Genomic DNA, 14528 nt, shown 5'->3' on the forward strand with positions numbered 1-14528 from the left:
CAGATCAAGAAGAGGCATTCCACATGGCCCAGTTTTTTATTGACCGCCCCATCTTTGCATGGGTGATTGCACTGTTTGTATCGGTGATGGGTGCGGTCGCAATCACGCAATTGCCCATTGCCCAATACCCGCCGGTGGCGCCGCCCACCATCGTGATCTCGGCCGGCTACCCCGGCGCGTCGGCCCAGATACTGGAAGACAGCGTGCTGTCCGTCATCGAGCGCGAGATGAATGGCTCGCCCGGCATGATCTACATGGAGTCTGTGGCCCAGGCGAATGGCACGGGTTCGATCTCCATCAGTTTTGAGCCCGGCACCAACGCCGACCTGGCGCAGGTGGATGTGCAAAACCGCCTGTCACGCGCCACGCCGCGCCTGCCGGCTGCGGTCACGCAGTCCGGCGTGCGGGTGGACAAGGCGCGCTCCAACTTCCTGCTGTTCACGATGCTGTCATCCGACAACCCGGACATCGACATCGTGGCCTTGGGAGACTACGCCTCACGCAATGTGCTGCCTGAAATCCAGCGCCTGCCCGGCATCGGCCAGGCCCAACTGTTTGGCACCGAGCGCGCCATGCGCATCTGGGTGGACCCGGCCAAGCTCAGTGGCTACAACCTGTCCACTGCCGAAGTTAACGCCGCCATCCGCTCGCAAAACGCACAGGTGTCACCCGGATCGATTGGCGAGCTGCCCAATGTGGCCGGCCAGACCATCGCCGCTACGGTGGTGGTGGACGGCCAGCTCAGCGACACCACGCAGTTTGGCAATGTGGTGCTGCGCGCCAACACCGACGGCTCTACGGTCCGGCTCAAGGACGTTGCCCGAATTGAACTGGGCGCCCAGACCTTTGCTACATCGGCACGCCTGAACGGGAAACCGGCCGCCGGCATTGGGGTACAGCTGGCGCCCAGCGGCAATGCGCTGGCAGCAGCCAAGGCCGTGCGCGAACGCCTGGCACAGCTGCAGCCCTACTTCCCCAAGGGTGTGAAGTGGACCATTCCCTATGACGCATCACGCTTCGTCAAAATCTCGATCTCCCAGGTGGCCGAGACGCTGATCGAAGCGGTTGTGCTGGTGTTTCTGGTGATGTTCCTGTTCCTGCAGAACTGGCGCTACACCGTCATCCCCACCATCGTGGTGCCGGTCGCGCTGCTGGGCACCTTTGCCACGCTGTTGGCGCTGGGCTTCTCCATCAACGTGCTGACCATGTTCGGCATGGTGCTGGTGATCGGTATCGTCGTGGATGATGCCATCGTAGTCGTGGAAAACGTTGAACGGATCATGAGCGAGGAAGGCCTGCCGCCGCTAGAGGCCACACGCAAGGCCATGGGCCAGATCTCAGGCGCCATCGTCGGCGTGACCGTGGTGCTGATCGCAGTGTTTGTACCGCTGGCGTTCTTCCAGGGATCGGTGGGTAATATCTACCGCCAGTTCTCGGCGGTGATGGTGGCGTCGATCGGATTCTCGGCCTTCATGGCGCTGTCGCTCACGCCCGCTCTGTGCGCAACCCTGCTCAAATCCGTAGAGGCTGGGCACCACCATGCGAAGACCGGCTTCTTTGGCTGGTTCAACCGCGGCTTTACCCGCACGGCCAAGACCTACGAGAGCTGGGTGGCGCGCATCCTGGCGCGTGCCGGCCGTTACCTGATCATCTATGCCGCCATCATTGCCGTGGTCGGCATCATGTATGTGCGCCTGCCCACGTCTTTCCTGCCCAATGAAGACCAGGGCACGATGCTGGTCAACATACAACTACCGCCGGGTGCCACCCGTGAGCGCACGCAAACCGTCATCGAACAGGTGGAAGCCTTCATCCTCAAACAACCCGAAGTGCAAAGCATGGTCGGCGTGCTGGGCTTCAGCTTCTCGGGCCAGGGGCAAAATGCCGCGCTGGCCTTCGTGACGCTGAAGGATTGGTCCGAGCGCTCGGGCGAAGCACATAGCGCGCAGGCGATTGCCGGGCGGGCCTTTGGCGGCCTGATGGGCATACGCGATGCGTTCATCTTCCCCTTGAGCCCACCGGCCATTCCCGAATTGGGTACGGCATCGGGCTTTACCTTCCGCCTGCAAGACCGCGGCGGCAAAGGACACGACGCACTGGTGGCCGCACGCAACCAGCTGATGGGCCTGGCATCCAAAAGCAAGGTGCTGACCCAGGTGCGTCCCGATGGCCTGGAAGATGCGCCACAGCTGCAAATCGACATCGACCGCGACAAGGCCAACGCGCTGTCGGTGAGTTTTGATTCGATCAACAGCACCATTTCCACCGCATTGGGCTCGGCCTACATCAACGATTTCCCCAACCAGGGTCGCCTGCAGCGCGTGGTGGTGCAAGCGGAAGCCACAGCGCGTATGCAGCCCGACGACATCCTGAAGCTGACCACACCCAACGCCCGTGGCGTGGCAGTGCCGCTGTCCAGCTTTGCCAGCACCCGTTGGGTCAAGGGTGCGATGCAAACCATTCGCTACAACGGCTACCCGGCCATGCGTATTGGCGGCTCGGCAGCGCCGGGCTACAGCACTGGCGACGCGATGGACGAGATGGAAAAACTGGCTGCCCAGTTGCCCGAAGGTTTTGCGTTTGAATGGACCGGCCTGTCACGCGAGGAAAAGATTGCCGGCTCGCAGGCCATGGTCTTGTATGGCTTTGCGATCCTGGCCGTGTTCTTGTGCCTGGCCGCTTTGTATGAGAGCTGGTCCATCCCCATGGCCGTGATTTTGGTCGTGCCGGTGGGTGTACTGGGTGTGCTGCTGGCGACGGTGCTGCGCGGGTATTCCAACGACGTGTACTTCCAGGTCGGGCTGATCACCATCATCGGCCTGTCGGCCAAGAATGCGATTTTGATCATCGAATTTGCAAAGGACTTGCAAGCCCAAGGCAAGACCGCCGTGCAGGCGGCACTGGCTGCCGCGCATATGCGATTTCGCCCCATCCTGATGACGTCCATGGCATTCATGCTGGGTGTGTTGCCGCTGGCCCTCTCCAGCGGCGCCGGCTCGGCCAGCCAGCGCGCCATTGGCACCGGCGTGATCGGGGGCAGCCTGGTCGGCACCGTCCTCGCCGTGTTCTTCGTACCCGTCTTCTTTGTGGTGGTGCGCGGCATCTTCAAGGGCAGTGAACGCCAGCGCCAATTTGATGCGGCCCATGGTCACCAATCCGGAGCGCAAAGCCATGAATAAACGTACCCTGCCTCGACTGGCACCCTTGGCGGCGGCCATGGTGCTGGCTGCTTGCAGCTTTGTCCCCACTTACGAGCGCCCCCCCGCGCCGGTAGCCAGCAGCTTTGCCCCAGACACGGCCTTTGCCTCTGCACCCGCTTCAGCACCCGCCGCTGCAGACCTTGCCTGGCAAGACTTTTTCAAAGATGCCCGCCTGAAGCGGTTGATAGAGCTGTCTCTGCAAAACAACCGTGACCTGCGCGTGGCGGTGCTCGCCATCGAACAGACCCGCGCGCAGTACAACCTGCGCCGCGCCGATGAATTGCCCACGCTGAATGCCGGCATCACCGGCACCCGCGGCCCAGTGGCATCGGGTGCCGTCACCAGCACTTACACGGCAGGCTTCAGCGTCACCGCCTACGAACTGGACTTATTTGGCCGCGTGCGCGCGCTGAGCCAGGCGGCACAAGCGCAGGTGCTGGGGTCGGAAGAAGCACGCAAGACCGTGCAGATCAGCCTGATCGCCGCAGTGGCCAACACCTACATCAGCCTGCTGGCAGACGACGAGTTGCTGCGCGTGACCCGCGAATCCCTGTCCACACGGCAGGAGTCGTTACGCCTGACCCAACTGAAGTTTGACAACGAGGCCGCGTCCAAACTCGAGCTGAGCCAAGCCCAGTCTTTGCATGAAGCGGCCAAGGCTGCATTGGCCCAGACTACGCGCCAGCGCGCACAGGACGAGAACGCGTTGACGCTGCTGGTCGGCCAGCCGCTGCCTGCTGACCTGCCCGCCGGGCTGGCCATCACCGACCAGGGCATGCTGCCGGATTTGCCAGCCGGCGTGCCGTCTGAGCTGTTGACGCGGCGGCCCGACATCCGACAGGCGGAGCAACAACTGCTGGCCAACAACGCCAACATTGGCGCGGCGCGGGCTGCTTTCTTCCCCCGCATCACGCTGACCGGCAGCGCGGGTGTGGTCAGCAACGATCTGGACGCATTGTTCCGCAACGGCGCTTCCGCGTGGAGCTTTGCTCCGCAATTGCTGTTGCCCATCTTCGACTTTGGCCGCAACCAGGCCAATCTCGAGTCGGCCAAGGTGGCACGGGACATCGCAGTGGCCCAGTATGAAAAAGCGATTCAGACCGGATTCCGCGAAGTGGCCGACGCCCTGGCCGGCCGCGCCACGCTGGGCGAGCAGCTGCGGGCCCAAAACGCCCAACTGGCCGCCGAGAAGACCCGCATGGAGTTGACTGACCTGCGCTTCAAACACGGCGCCTCCAACGCGTTTGATGTGCTGGACGCCCAGCGCTCGCTGTTCACGACACAGCAGGCGGCGGTGCAAGTGCAGGCACAGCAGGTGCAGAATTGGGTGACGCTGTACAAGGTGCTGGGTGGGGGCTGGAAATAGCCAGCGCAGAACCATTTCGCCTGCGACGGCGAGCCCAGCAGAGTCAGCAGCTGACGGGCCGTCGACAGCTTGGCTCCACTCTGCTACAGATTTAGTAGCTGCTTACGCCCGTCCCACGAGGGCTACAGCCCGATTCATCAATAAGACTCCGGCTACTCCACCCGGCTGACCGCAAGGGGTTTGAAGCCCAGGTCGGCCGCCTTGCCCTTGCGTCCGCGTGCGGCGCGGGCGTTGTTGAGGCTGCGGATCTCCAGCGTTTCTTCACGGTCTTTGCCACCCCGGCCTACGCCTGCGATGCGGATGCTGCGGGTGTAGGCGGCTGCACCGGCCAGCGTGTCCTTGGCTTCCAGGTCTATCAGCATCAAGCCGCGGCCGCCGTTGGCCATGGACTTCAGTTCGCTGATCTCAAATGTCAGAATGCGGCCGCCCGTTGACGCACAGGCGACGTGCGTGGCCACTGGCACGACAGTGGCTGGCGTACCCGCCACCGCAACCTTGCCCTGCGCGCCCGACACCAGCGATGGACAGCAAATGCTCTCGCCATCGTTGACCGACACAAAGGCCTTGCCAGCCTTCTGACGCGAGACCATGTTGTCCACCGTGGCCATGAAGCCATAGCCTGCAGTGCTGCTGAGCAGCAGCGTGGCAGCAGCCGGACCGGCAAAGTAGTACAGCAGCTGCGTACCGCTTTCCAGCTCGATCAGTGTGGTGACGGGCTGGCCATCGCCCCGACCGCCTGGCAACAGCGACACCGCCACCGAGTAGACGCGGCCGTTGGAGCCAAACACCAGCAGCGTATCGACACTGCGGCATTCAAACGTGCCGTAAAGGCCATCGCCCGCCTTGAATGCAAACGAGGTGGCCTCGTGGCCATGGCCGGTGCGGGTGCGCACCCAACCCTTTTGGCTGACAACGACGGTGACGGGCTCGTCTACCACCTTGATCTCCAGCACGGCTTTTTTCTCGGCCTGGATCAGCGTGCGGCGCGGGTCGGCAAAGGTCTTGGCATCAAACTCGATCTCCTTGACCATCAGGCGGCGCAGCGCTGCGGGGTTGCCCAATATCTCTTCGAGCTTGCCCTGCTCGGTGCGCAGCTCGGACAGTTCTTGCTCGATCTTGATAGCCTCCAGCCGGGCCAGTTGGCGCAGACGGATTTCGAGGATGTCTTCGGCCTGGCGGTCGGACAGCTTGAAGCGTTCGATCAGCGCGGCCTTGGGCTCTTCGGCCTGGCGAATGATGGCAATGACTTCGTCGATATTCAGCAGTACGAGTTGGCGGCCTTGCAAAATGTGGATGCGGTCCAGCACCCTGGACAGGCGGTGCTGCGAACGGCGCTGGATTGTGGTCTGGCGGAACTCGATCCACTCCTGCAGCATCTGACGGAATGACTTTTGTGTGGGCCGACCATCGAGCCCGATCATCGTCAGGTTGATGGGCGCAGAGGTTTCCAGGCTGGTGTGGGCCAGCAGCGCAGTAATCAGTTCCTGCTGGGAGATGCGCGACGTCTTGGGCTCGAACACCAGGCGCACGGCAGCGTCTTTATTGGATTCGTCACGCACCACATCCAGCACCGACAGCACGCTGGCCTTCAGCTGGGTCTGGTCTTGTGACAAGGCTTTTTTGCCAGCCTTGACCTTGGGGTTGGTCAGCTCTTCGATCTCTTCCAGCACGCGCTGGCTGCTGACACCGGGCGGCAGTTCGGTCACTACCAGCTGCCACTGGCCACGGGCCAACTCTTCAATCTTCCAACGGGCGCGCACCTTGAGCGAGCCGCGGCCGGTGCGGTAGGCATCAGCAATGTCGCTGGCGCTGCTGATGATCTGGCCGCCACCGGGGTAGTCAGGGCCGGGTACCAAGGTCAACAAATCGGCTTCGGACAGGTCCGATTGCTTGATGAGGGCAATGCAGGCGTCGGCGATCTCGCGCAGGTTGTGGCTGGGGATTTCGGTTGCGAGGCCCACCGCAATGCCGCTGGCGCCATTGAGTAGCCCAAAGGGCAGCCGCGCGGGCAATAGCTTGGGCTCCTGCTCGCTGCCGTCGTAGTTGGGGGCAAAGTCGACCGTACCTTCGTCCAGCTCGTCCAGCAACAGGCGGGTGATCTTGGACAGGCGCGCCTCGGTGTAGCGCATGGCGGCGGCGTTGTCACCGTCGCGAGAACCAAAGTTGCCCTGGCCATCAACCAAGGGGTACCGTTGGTTGAAATCCTGTGCCATGCGTACCATGGCGTCGTATGCGGCTGAGTCACCATGTGGGTGGTATTTGCCCAGCACATCACCCACCACGCGGGCGCTTTTGACGGGCTTGGCACCGGTGTTGCCATTGGGCCCGCCAAAGCCCAGGCCCATGCGCGACATGGAGTACAGAATGCGGCGCTGCACGGGCTTTTGGCCGTCGCACACGTCCGGCAGGGCGCGGCCCTTGACGACCGACAGGGCGTATTCAAGGTAAGCGCGTTGCGCGTAGGTGGCTAGATTGAGTTCGTTGTCGCCGCCATCGCGGGGTGGTTCGGCGGTCAGGTCAAGAATCGCTTGGTCTGTCATGGATGCTAATTAATTCGACAATTCTGTAAGTGACTGTGCGGCCTTGGGCGCCTGGCCCGAGCCGATCACCAGATCACCCGGCTGCACGGGGTCGCGCCCTGTTTTCCGGGTTTGTGACTCACCGTCTTGCTGGGCATTGACTTCGTCCCAGCGCAAGTTGATATTGGCACTGGGGCTATGGAACTGCGCGTGGACCCTGGCACCAGTAGCCGGAGCGGGCGACACACGGGCGAGCGGATTGAGGCGTCGGTAAAGCTGCATCACGGAACGCACGTAGTTTTGCGTTTCGGCGTAATTCGGGATCTTGTTGCCCGCTCTTTGCACTGCGCCCTCGCCAGCGTTGTAGGCTGCAACGGCCAATTCCAGCTGGCCAGGGAACATATTGATCAAATCGCGCAGGTAGCGCGCGCCGGTATGGATGTTGGTCTTGGGGTCCGTCAGCTTGGCCGACACAGTTCCGCGCTGGTCATTGGCCACGCCATAACGCTGCGCAGTTGCCGGCATGACCTGCATCAAACCGACGGCGCCCTTGGGAGACACTGCCCCCGGGTTAAACCCGGACTCGGCGGTGATGACGGCCTGCAACAGCGCAACATCGAGCTGATTGGCGTCGGCCGCCGTGTGCAGGTGTTCCTTGACAGCCATGAAGCGTGGAGAGGCCTCCATCGCAGCCAGGCTTTTGGTAGACACTCCCGCTGAGCCGACCACACGGGCATCCATGGCTGCACCGCCTGTGCTCTCGGCCTCGCCGGTACTTGGCGCAGGCATGCCCCTAAACATAAGCTTGTAACGTTGGTCCAGCTGGCTGGACGCGAAATGTTTGACGCCCTGCGCATCGGTGTAAATCCACATGTCGGCACGGGCTGCGTGGCTGGCCAGCAATGCCGCTATGGCCAGCGCAAACGCACGGGCCCGTTTGGCCAGGGGCCTTTGGCTCTCGTATCGTGCTTGCATCAGACGTCCACCTCGACCGAGTCGCCGTGCAACTCCATCAGTTCGCGCCGGGCCGCAGCCTCACCCTTGCCCATCAGCTTGGTGATCAGGGCTTCGGTCTGGCCGAAATCGATAACACCGAGAGTGACAGGCAGCAGTCGGCGGGTGTCGGGGTTCAGCGTGGTGTCCCACAGCTGCTCGGCATTCATTTCCCCCAGGCCCTTGAAGCGGCTGATGCTCCACGCGCCCTCGCGTACGCCTTCTTTGCGCAATTTGTCCAAAATGGCGGTCAACTCGCCTTCATCCAGCGCGTATGCCTTGGATGCGGGCTTCTTGCCACGCGCCGGCGCGTCGACACGGAAAAGCGGCGGACGGGCCACAAATACGTTACCGGATTCAATCAGCTTGGGGAAGTGGCGGAAGAATAGAGTCAGCAACAGCACCTGAATATGGGAGCCGTCCACGTCCGCATCCGACAGGATGCAAACCTTGCCGTAGCGCAAGCCGGACATGTCGGGTGTGTCATTGGGGCCATGTGGATCGACGCCAATTGCCACCGAGATGTCGTGGATTTCGGTATTGGCAAACAGGCGGTCGCGGTCGACCTCCCAGGTGTTGAGCACTTTGCCACGCAAGGGCAATATGGCCTGGTTTTCCTTGTCACGGCCCATCTTGGCACTGCCGCCTGCGGAATCGCCCTCGACCAGGAAGACCTCGTTGTAAGCCGTGTCCTTGCTTTCACAATCGGTCAGCTTGCCGGGCAGCACAGCCACGCCCGAGCTTTTGCGCTTTTCGACCTTTTGGCCGGCTTTTTGTCGGCTTTGGGCCGCTTTGATTGCCAATTCCGCCAACTTCTTGCCGTAGTCTACGTGCTGATTCAGCCACAGTTCCAGCGCTGGGCGCACAAAACTGGAGACCAGGCGCACGGCGTCGCGGGAATTGAGGCGCTCTTTGATCTGGCCTTGGAATTGGGGGTCCAGCACCTTGGTGGACAGTACGTAGCTGGCGCGGGCAAACACGTCTTCGGGCATCAGCTTGACGCCTTTGGGCAGCAGCGAATGCAGGTCGATAAAGCTCTTGACGGCAGTGAACAGGCCGTCGCGCAAGCCGCTTTCGTGCGTGCCGCCAGCGCTGGTGGGGATCAAATTGACATAACTTTCGCGCACCGGCTGGCCGTCTTCGGTGAAGGCCACGCACCAGGCAGCGCCCTCGCCCTCTGCAAAGTTGTCGCTCTGGCTGTCGGCAAAACCTTCGCCTTCGAACAGCGGGATGACTGGGTCACCGTTGAGCGTTTGCGTCAGGTAGTCGCGCAGGCCGCCTTTGAAAATCCAAGTCTGGGTTTCTTTGGTCTTCTCGACCAACAACGACACGCTGACGCCGGGCATCAACACCGCTTTGCTGCGCAGCAGGTGGGTCAGCTCGTTCATCGGCAGAGCCGCTGATTCAAAATACTTGGCGTCGGGCCAGGCGCGCACCGTGGTGCCCGTCTTGCGGTCACCCTCACCGATCTTGCGGGTCTGCAGTGCTTGGGTCACATCGCCATGCTCGAAGACGATGGTGGCAACCTGGCCCTCGCGGTACGAGGTGACCTCCAGGCGCTTGGCCAGCGCGTTGGTTACCGAAACACCCACGCCGTGCAAGCCACCGGAGAAGCTGTAGGCGCCGCCCTTGCCCTTGTCGAACTTGCCGCCGGCATGCAAGCGGGTGTACACCAGCTCGATGACTGGTGCTTTTTCTTCGGGGTGCATGCCGAACGGGATGCCGCGGCCGTCGTCTTCAATGGCGACGGAGCCGTCCATATGGACGGTAACCTTGATCTTTTTGCCGAAGCCGCCCAGGGCCTCATCGGCCGCGTTGTCCAGTACTTCCTGGATGACGTGCAGCGGGTTGTCGGTGCGGGTGTACATGCCCGGACGTTGTTTGACGGGCTCCAGACCTTTGAGGACCCGGATGGATCCTTCTGAATATTCGGGGGTAGCTTTGACGGACATAGGGCGATGATTGTAATCGCCCCACCCTAACACAACTGTATGCAAATACAGCGAGTAGGGAGAACGGCATTGTTGGGTTGCCAGCGCAGGGGGCTGGCATTGGTCACAATGCGGCGATGCAACACGCTTCCAAACCGCTCTCCACCGCCCAGGTTTTGGCCTGCGGTGCCGTCATCGTCACGCTGTCCATGGGCATACGCCACGGTTTCGGCCTATGGTTGCAACCCATTACCCAGGCCCAGGGGTGGACGCGGGAGACCTTTGCCTTTGCCATTGCCATTCAGAACCTGGCTTGGGGCATCTCCGGCATCTTTGCCGGCATGGCGGCAGACCGTTTCGGAGCGTTTCGGGTCATTATTGTGGGTTCGCTGCTGTACGCGCTGGGTCTGGTGGGCATGGCCCATGCCAGCACGCCGCTGCTGTTCTCGCTGAGCACCGGGGTGCTGATCGGTATGGCGCAGGCCGGTACGACCTATGCTGTCATCTATGGTGTGATTGGCCGTAATGTGAGCGCGGACAAACGTTCCTGGGCCATGGGCGTGGCGGCAGCTGCGGGCTCTTTCGGGCAGTTCCTGATGGTGCCTACGGAGGGCTTTTTGATAAGCCACTTTGGCTGGCAAGAGGCCTTGGTAATGCTTGGCGTGGCGTCGTTGTTGATGATTCCTCTGGCGTGGGGGCTGCGGGAACCCGCGCTCGGTGGCGCCACCAGTGCACCCCGCGAGCAGACCATCGTCCAGGCGCTGCGCGAAGCCTTCAAATACCCCAGCTTCCAATTGCTGATGGCAGGCTACTTTGTCTGTGGTTTCCAGGTGGTTTTCATTGGCGTGCACATGCCCAGCTATTTAAAAGACAAGGGCTTGTCGCCGCAGGTGGCCAGTTATGCGCTGGCGCTGATCGGCCTGTTCAACGTGTTTGGCACTTACGCCGCCGGCGTGCTAGGCCAGAAGATGCAGAAGAAAAACATTCTGGCATTCATCTATTTCTCCCGTGCGGTTGCCATCAGTATCTTCTTATTAGCGCCGCTGACGCCGGCCAGTGTGTACGTGTTCTCCAGTGTCATGGGTTTGCTGTGGTTGTCGACCATTCCGCCTACCAATGCCACGGTGGCGCAGATATTTGGTGTGGCGCATTTGTCCATGCTGGGCGGTTTTGTGTTCTTCAGCCACCAGATCGGCTCCTTCATGGGGGTGTGGCTGGGTGGTTATCTGTATGACAAGACGGGCAGCTACGACATCGTCTGGTACATCGCCATTGCGCTGGGCGTAGCCGCTGCGCTGGTCAATCTGCCGGTCAAAGAGGCCGCAATCAACCGCAGCCTGCCGCGCGACGCGGTCACACCATGACACCGCGCAAGCGCCTGGCCTTCGCCGGGCTGACGTTGGCCGCGCTGGCGGGGGTGTTTGCGCTGTACACCCGACCGGACTTCATGGTGCAGATGGCCAACCAGGTGTGGGCCTGCTTTTGAAGCCCTCCGCGTGGGTGGTGCGCTGGACGCATCTGCTGGAACCCGGCGCCGCGGTACTGGACGTGGCCTGCGGGTCGGGGCGGCACCTGGCCTGGTTTGCCGAGCAGGGCCACCCGGTGACCGGCGTCGACCGTGCCATTGAACAAGCCCGCGAGCGCGTGCCCGGAGCCGAACTGGTGTGCGCGGATATTGAAGGCGCGGCCTGGCCCCTGCACACCGTTGATGGGCAGCTGCGCACCTTTGGCGCGGTAGTGGCCACCAATTACCTGTGGCGCCCCTTGCTGGACACGATAGTTCGCAGCGTGGCGCCTGGCGGCGTGCTGCTCTACGAGACGTTTTCAGCAGGCAATGAAGCCCTGGGCAGGCCCAGCAGGCCCGATTTTTTACTGCAGCCGGGTGAACTTCTGCGGGCGTGCGCGGCTCTGCAGGTGGTGGCCTACGAAGACGGCTACCTGCAAGACCCGCCCCGCAACGTGCAGCGCATAGCGGCCCTGCGGCCAGCCCCGGCCTCGGCCGGACCGGCGAAACTGGAGCGCTGCGCACTCTCGCTAAAATAATCGATTACCGTACAAATGACCGACATGAACCCTAACCCTGGCCCCCTCACCGGCAGCATCGTCGCGCTGATCACGCCCATGCAGGAAGACGGCTCCGTGGACTACCCGGCGCTGCGCAAACTGATCGACTGGCACATAGCCGAAGGCACGGACTGCATAGGCGTTGTGGGCACCACGGGTGAATCGCCGACGGTCAATGTTGAAGAGCACTGCGAGATCATTCGCGTATCCGTTGAGCAGGCTGCCAAGCGCGTGCCCATCATGGCCGGCTGCGGCGCCAATTCGACGGCCGAGGCCATAGAGCTGGCACGCTTTGCCAAGAAGGTCGGTGCGGACTCCCAACTGCAGGTAGTTCCCTACTACAACAAGCCCACCCAGGAGGGTCAGTACCTGCACTTCAAGGCCATAGCCGAAGCGGTGGAACTTCCCCTTATTCTGTACAACGTGCCCGGCCGCGCGGTTGCCGATATGGCCCATGACACAGTCATGCGCCTGGCCCAGGTGCCTGGTATTGTGGGTATCAAGGAAGCTACCGGCAATATCGAACGCGCGCAGTGGTTGATCAAGGAAGCGCCCAAGGGCTTTGCCATTTATTCCGGTGACGACCCCACAGCCGTGGCCCTGATGCTGTGCGGTGGCCACGGCAATGTCAGCGTCACCGCCAACGTGGCACCACGCTTGATGCACGAGCTGTGCGTGGCCGCCATTGCCGGCAATGTACAGCGTGCAATGGAGATCCAGTTGCAGTTGCTGCCGCTGCACAAAACACTTTTCGTAGAATCCAACCCGATTCCCGTCAAATGGGCCGCGGCCCGCATGGGCTTGTGCACAGACGCCTTGCGCCTGCCACTGACCCAATTGACGCAAGCCAATCAGCCGGCGCTGGAGCGTGTGATGCGCGCCACCGGTCTGATTTAAGTTCCTTTTCCATTCCAAGGATTTCCGTGAACCCTTTTTTCAAATTGACGCTTGTCAGCGTAGCGATTTCCCTGTCGGCCTGTACCGTTCTTGAAACCGACAAGGTGGACTATCGCAGCTCGGGCAAAAGCGTGAAGGTGCCGTCACTGGATGTACCGCCGGACCTGACCCAGCTGTCCAAGGACACACATTACGCAGTTGTGGGGGGCACCGTATCGGCATCCGGTTACCAGGCTGGACAACCCACCACCACAGCCTCGACGGTACCGACCGTTGCGGCCGTTGCGATGGGTGACGTGCGCATCGAGCGTGCCGGCAACCAGCGCTGGCTGGTCGTCAACCGCTCCGCCGACAAGCTGTGGGAGCCGGTCAAAGAGTTCTGGCAGGAAAATGGATTCCTGCTGGCCATGGACCAGAACACACTGGGCATCATGGAGACCGATTGGGCCGAAAACCGCGCGAAGATTCCACAGGACTTCATCCGCGCATCGCTGGGCAAATTGCTGGATTCGCTGTACTCCACTGCGGAGCGCGACAAATTTCGCACCCGGCTGGAGCGCAATGCCAACGGCGAAACTGAGATCTTCATCAGCCACCGCGGCATGATTGAAACCTTGACTACGACATCCTCCAAAGAGTCCGGTAGCACGGTGTGGCAGCCCCGCGCGGCAGATCCGGAGCTGGAAGCCGAATTTTTGCGCCGCTTGATGGTCAAACTGGGAGTAGCCGAGACGCAAGCCAAGACGCTGGTAGCAACGAGCACCGCGGCGCCCAAGAAGAGTATTGCATCGGTGTCCACCGAAAATGGACAACCGGCTGTGCGCATTGAAGAGGGATTTGACAGCGCTTGGCGCCGCGTGGGCCTGGCGCTGGACCGTACCGGGTTCACGGTGGAAGACCGCGACCGCAAACAGGGCATCTACTTTGTTCGCTATGTGCCGCTGAACGCTGACAACACCGAGCCCGGTTTCTTCAGCAAACTATTCAGCAGCAGCAAGTCCAACGACGCTGCCAAGTTCCAGATCGCTGTGCGCAGCGCTGCCAATGTAACTACGGTGTCGGTGCTGGACGCAAAGGGTGCGCCAGAGACATCGGTTAGCGCGCAACGCATCGTCAAAGTGATTGCCGACGATATCAAATAAAAGCTGACAGCAATATCCCGAAGTCTTCGGGATATTGCAGACGTAAAAAAAGCCACCCTTGGGTGGCTTTTTTGTCGCTCAAGTAATTTGAATTACTTTTGGGCAGCGGATGCAGCAGCATTGGCGGCGGTAGCGACATCGGAAGCAGCGGCAGTAGCGGCAGAAGCAGCGGCGGCAGCACCAGCAGCACCGGCGTCTTTGACAGCGTCAGCAACAGCAGAAGCAGCAGGAGCTGGTGCTGGGGCAACGACCACGGGAGCTGGAGTTTCAGCAGGCTTGCTGCAAGCAGCCAAGGCAGCGGCAGCGATAACGGCTGCCAAGACGAGTGTTTTGTTCATTTTTAAAAACTAGAGTGAGTTAACGAAACAATTTTCGGAAATTGTCCAAAGCAGCACGCCGCCCAGACTCAGACAAAA

At 61.5% G+C, this 14528-nt stretch carries 11 protein-coding genes; 7 read left to right on the forward strand and 4 right to left on the reverse strand.

Annotated elements, in window-relative coordinates; translation table 11 throughout:
* The first annotated feature begins 23 nt into the window (after positions 1–23).
* Together AC097P_RS11120 and AC097P_RS11125 are read left to right on the forward strand one after the other, a co-directional pair.
* The gene (locus AC097P_RS11120; RefSeq protein WP_479610484.1) at positions 24–3179 is read left to right on the forward strand and encodes an efflux RND transporter permease subunit; all 3156 of its coding nucleotides are present in this window, start codon (positions 24–26) and stop codon (positions 3177–3179) included.
* Positions 3172–4566, forward strand: a complete 1395-nt coding sequence (locus tag AC097P_RS11125; protein ID WP_479610485.1) for an efflux transporter outer membrane subunit — start codon at positions 3172–3174, stop codon at positions 4564–4566. Before AC097P_RS11120 ends, AC097P_RS11125 begins: the two co-directional genes overlap by 8 nt.
* 152 nt (positions 4567–4718) lie before the next feature.
* Here AC097P_RS11125 and parC read toward each other — a convergent pair whose 3' ends face one another.
* Genes parC through AC097P_RS11140 form a run of 3 tightly spaced genes read right to left on the reverse strand, consistent with a single transcriptional unit; the run spans position 4719 to position 10030 of the window.
* Complete coding sequence (parC, locus tag AC097P_RS11130) at positions 4719–7106, reverse strand: DNA topoisomerase IV subunit A (RefSeq protein ID WP_479610486.1); 2388 nt, start codon at positions 7104–7106, stop codon at positions 4719–4721.
* 9 nt (positions 7107–7115) lie between these two features.
* Positions 7116–8060 (reverse strand): lytic transglycosylase domain-containing protein, encoded by a 945-nt coding sequence (locus AC097P_RS11135; protein WP_479610487.1) that lies wholly within the window; start codon positions 8058–8060, stop codon positions 7116–7118.
* Complete coding sequence (locus AC097P_RS11140) at positions 8060–10030, reverse strand: DNA topoisomerase IV subunit B (RefSeq protein ID WP_479610488.1); 1971 nt, start codon at positions 10028–10030, stop codon at positions 8060–8062. Before AC097P_RS11140 ends, AC097P_RS11135 begins: the two co-directional genes overlap by 1 nt.
* Before the next feature lie 116 nt (positions 10031–10146).
* Between AC097P_RS11140 and AC097P_RS11145 the strand changes: the two genes are divergently transcribed.
* From AC097P_RS11145 to bamC, 5 genes are read left to right on the forward strand one after another with little or no spacing between them, the layout of a single operon-like run.
* A complete protein-coding gene (locus AC097P_RS11145) occupies positions 10147–11373 on the forward strand; it encodes an MFS transporter (protein ID WP_479610489.1) in 1227 nt (408 codons plus the stop codon).
* On the forward strand, positions 11370–11495 hold the full coding sequence (locus AC097P_RS11150; RefSeq protein ID WP_479610490.1) for a hypothetical protein: 126 nt from the start codon (positions 11370–11372) through the stop codon (positions 11493–11495). Before AC097P_RS11145 ends, AC097P_RS11150 begins: the two co-directional genes overlap by 4 nt.
* Complete coding sequence (locus AC097P_RS11155; protein ID WP_479610491.1) at positions 11492–12052, forward strand: class I SAM-dependent methyltransferase; 561 nt, start codon at positions 11492–11494, stop codon at positions 12050–12052. The genes AC097P_RS11150 and AC097P_RS11155 overlap by 4 nt, the downstream gene beginning before the upstream one ends.
* 24 nt (positions 12053–12076) lie before the next feature.
* The gene (gene dapA / locus AC097P_RS11160) at positions 12077–12970 is read left to right on the forward strand and encodes a 4-hydroxy-tetrahydrodipicolinate synthase (protein WP_479610492.1); all 894 of its coding nucleotides are present in this window, start codon (positions 12077–12079) and stop codon (positions 12968–12970) included.
* A 26-nt stretch (positions 12971–12996) separates the two neighbouring features.
* Entirely contained in the window at positions 12997–14112 is a 1116-nt protein-coding gene (bamC, locus tag AC097P_RS11165) for an outer membrane protein assembly factor BamC (RefSeq protein ID WP_479610493.1), read from the forward strand.
* Positions 14113–14204: 92 nt separating this feature from the next.
* Here the strand turns inward: bamC and AC097P_RS11170 are convergent, their stop codons facing one another.
* A complete protein-coding gene (locus AC097P_RS11170; protein WP_479610494.1) occupies positions 14205–14450 on the reverse strand; it encodes a hypothetical protein in 246 nt (81 codons plus the stop codon).
* Between the last annotated feature and the right edge of the window lie 78 nt (positions 14451–14528).

It is taken from the genome of Rhodoferax sp. ZS1R8 (assembly GCF_056521325.1).

Coding starts and splice junctions, on each gene's coding strand:
- AC097P_RS11120 (WP_479610484.1), top strand. CDS start 24: ATGGCCCAGTTTTTTATTGACCGCCCCATCTTTGCATGGGTGATTGCA.
- AC097P_RS11125 (WP_479610485.1), top strand. CDS start 3,172: ATGAATAAACGTACCCTGCCTCGACTGGCACCCTTGGCGGCGGCCATG.
- parC (WP_479610486.1), bottom strand. CDS start 7,106: ATGACAGACCAAGCGATTCTTGACCTGACCGCCGAACCACCCCGCGAT.
- AC097P_RS11135 (WP_479610487.1), bottom strand. CDS start 8,060: ATGCAAGCACGATACGAGAGCCAAAGGCCCCTGGCCAAACGGGCCCGT.
- AC097P_RS11140 (WP_479610488.1), bottom strand. CDS start 10,030: ATGTCCGTCAAAGCTACCCCCGAATATTCAGAAGGATCCATCCGGGTC.
- AC097P_RS11145 (WP_479610489.1), top strand. CDS start 10,147: ATGCAACACGCTTCCAAACCGCTCTCCACCGCCCAGGTTTTGGCCTGC.
- AC097P_RS11150 (WP_479610490.1), top strand. CDS start 11,370: ATGACACCGCGCAAGCGCCTGGCCTTCGCCGGGCTGACGTTGGCCGCG.
- dapA (WP_479610492.1), top strand. CDS start 12,077: ATGAACCCTAACCCTGGCCCCCTCACCGGCAGCATCGTCGCGCTGATC.
- AC097P_RS11170 (WP_479610494.1), bottom strand. CDS start 14,450: ATGAACAAAACACTCGTCTTGGCAGCCGTTATCGCTGCCGCTGCCTTG.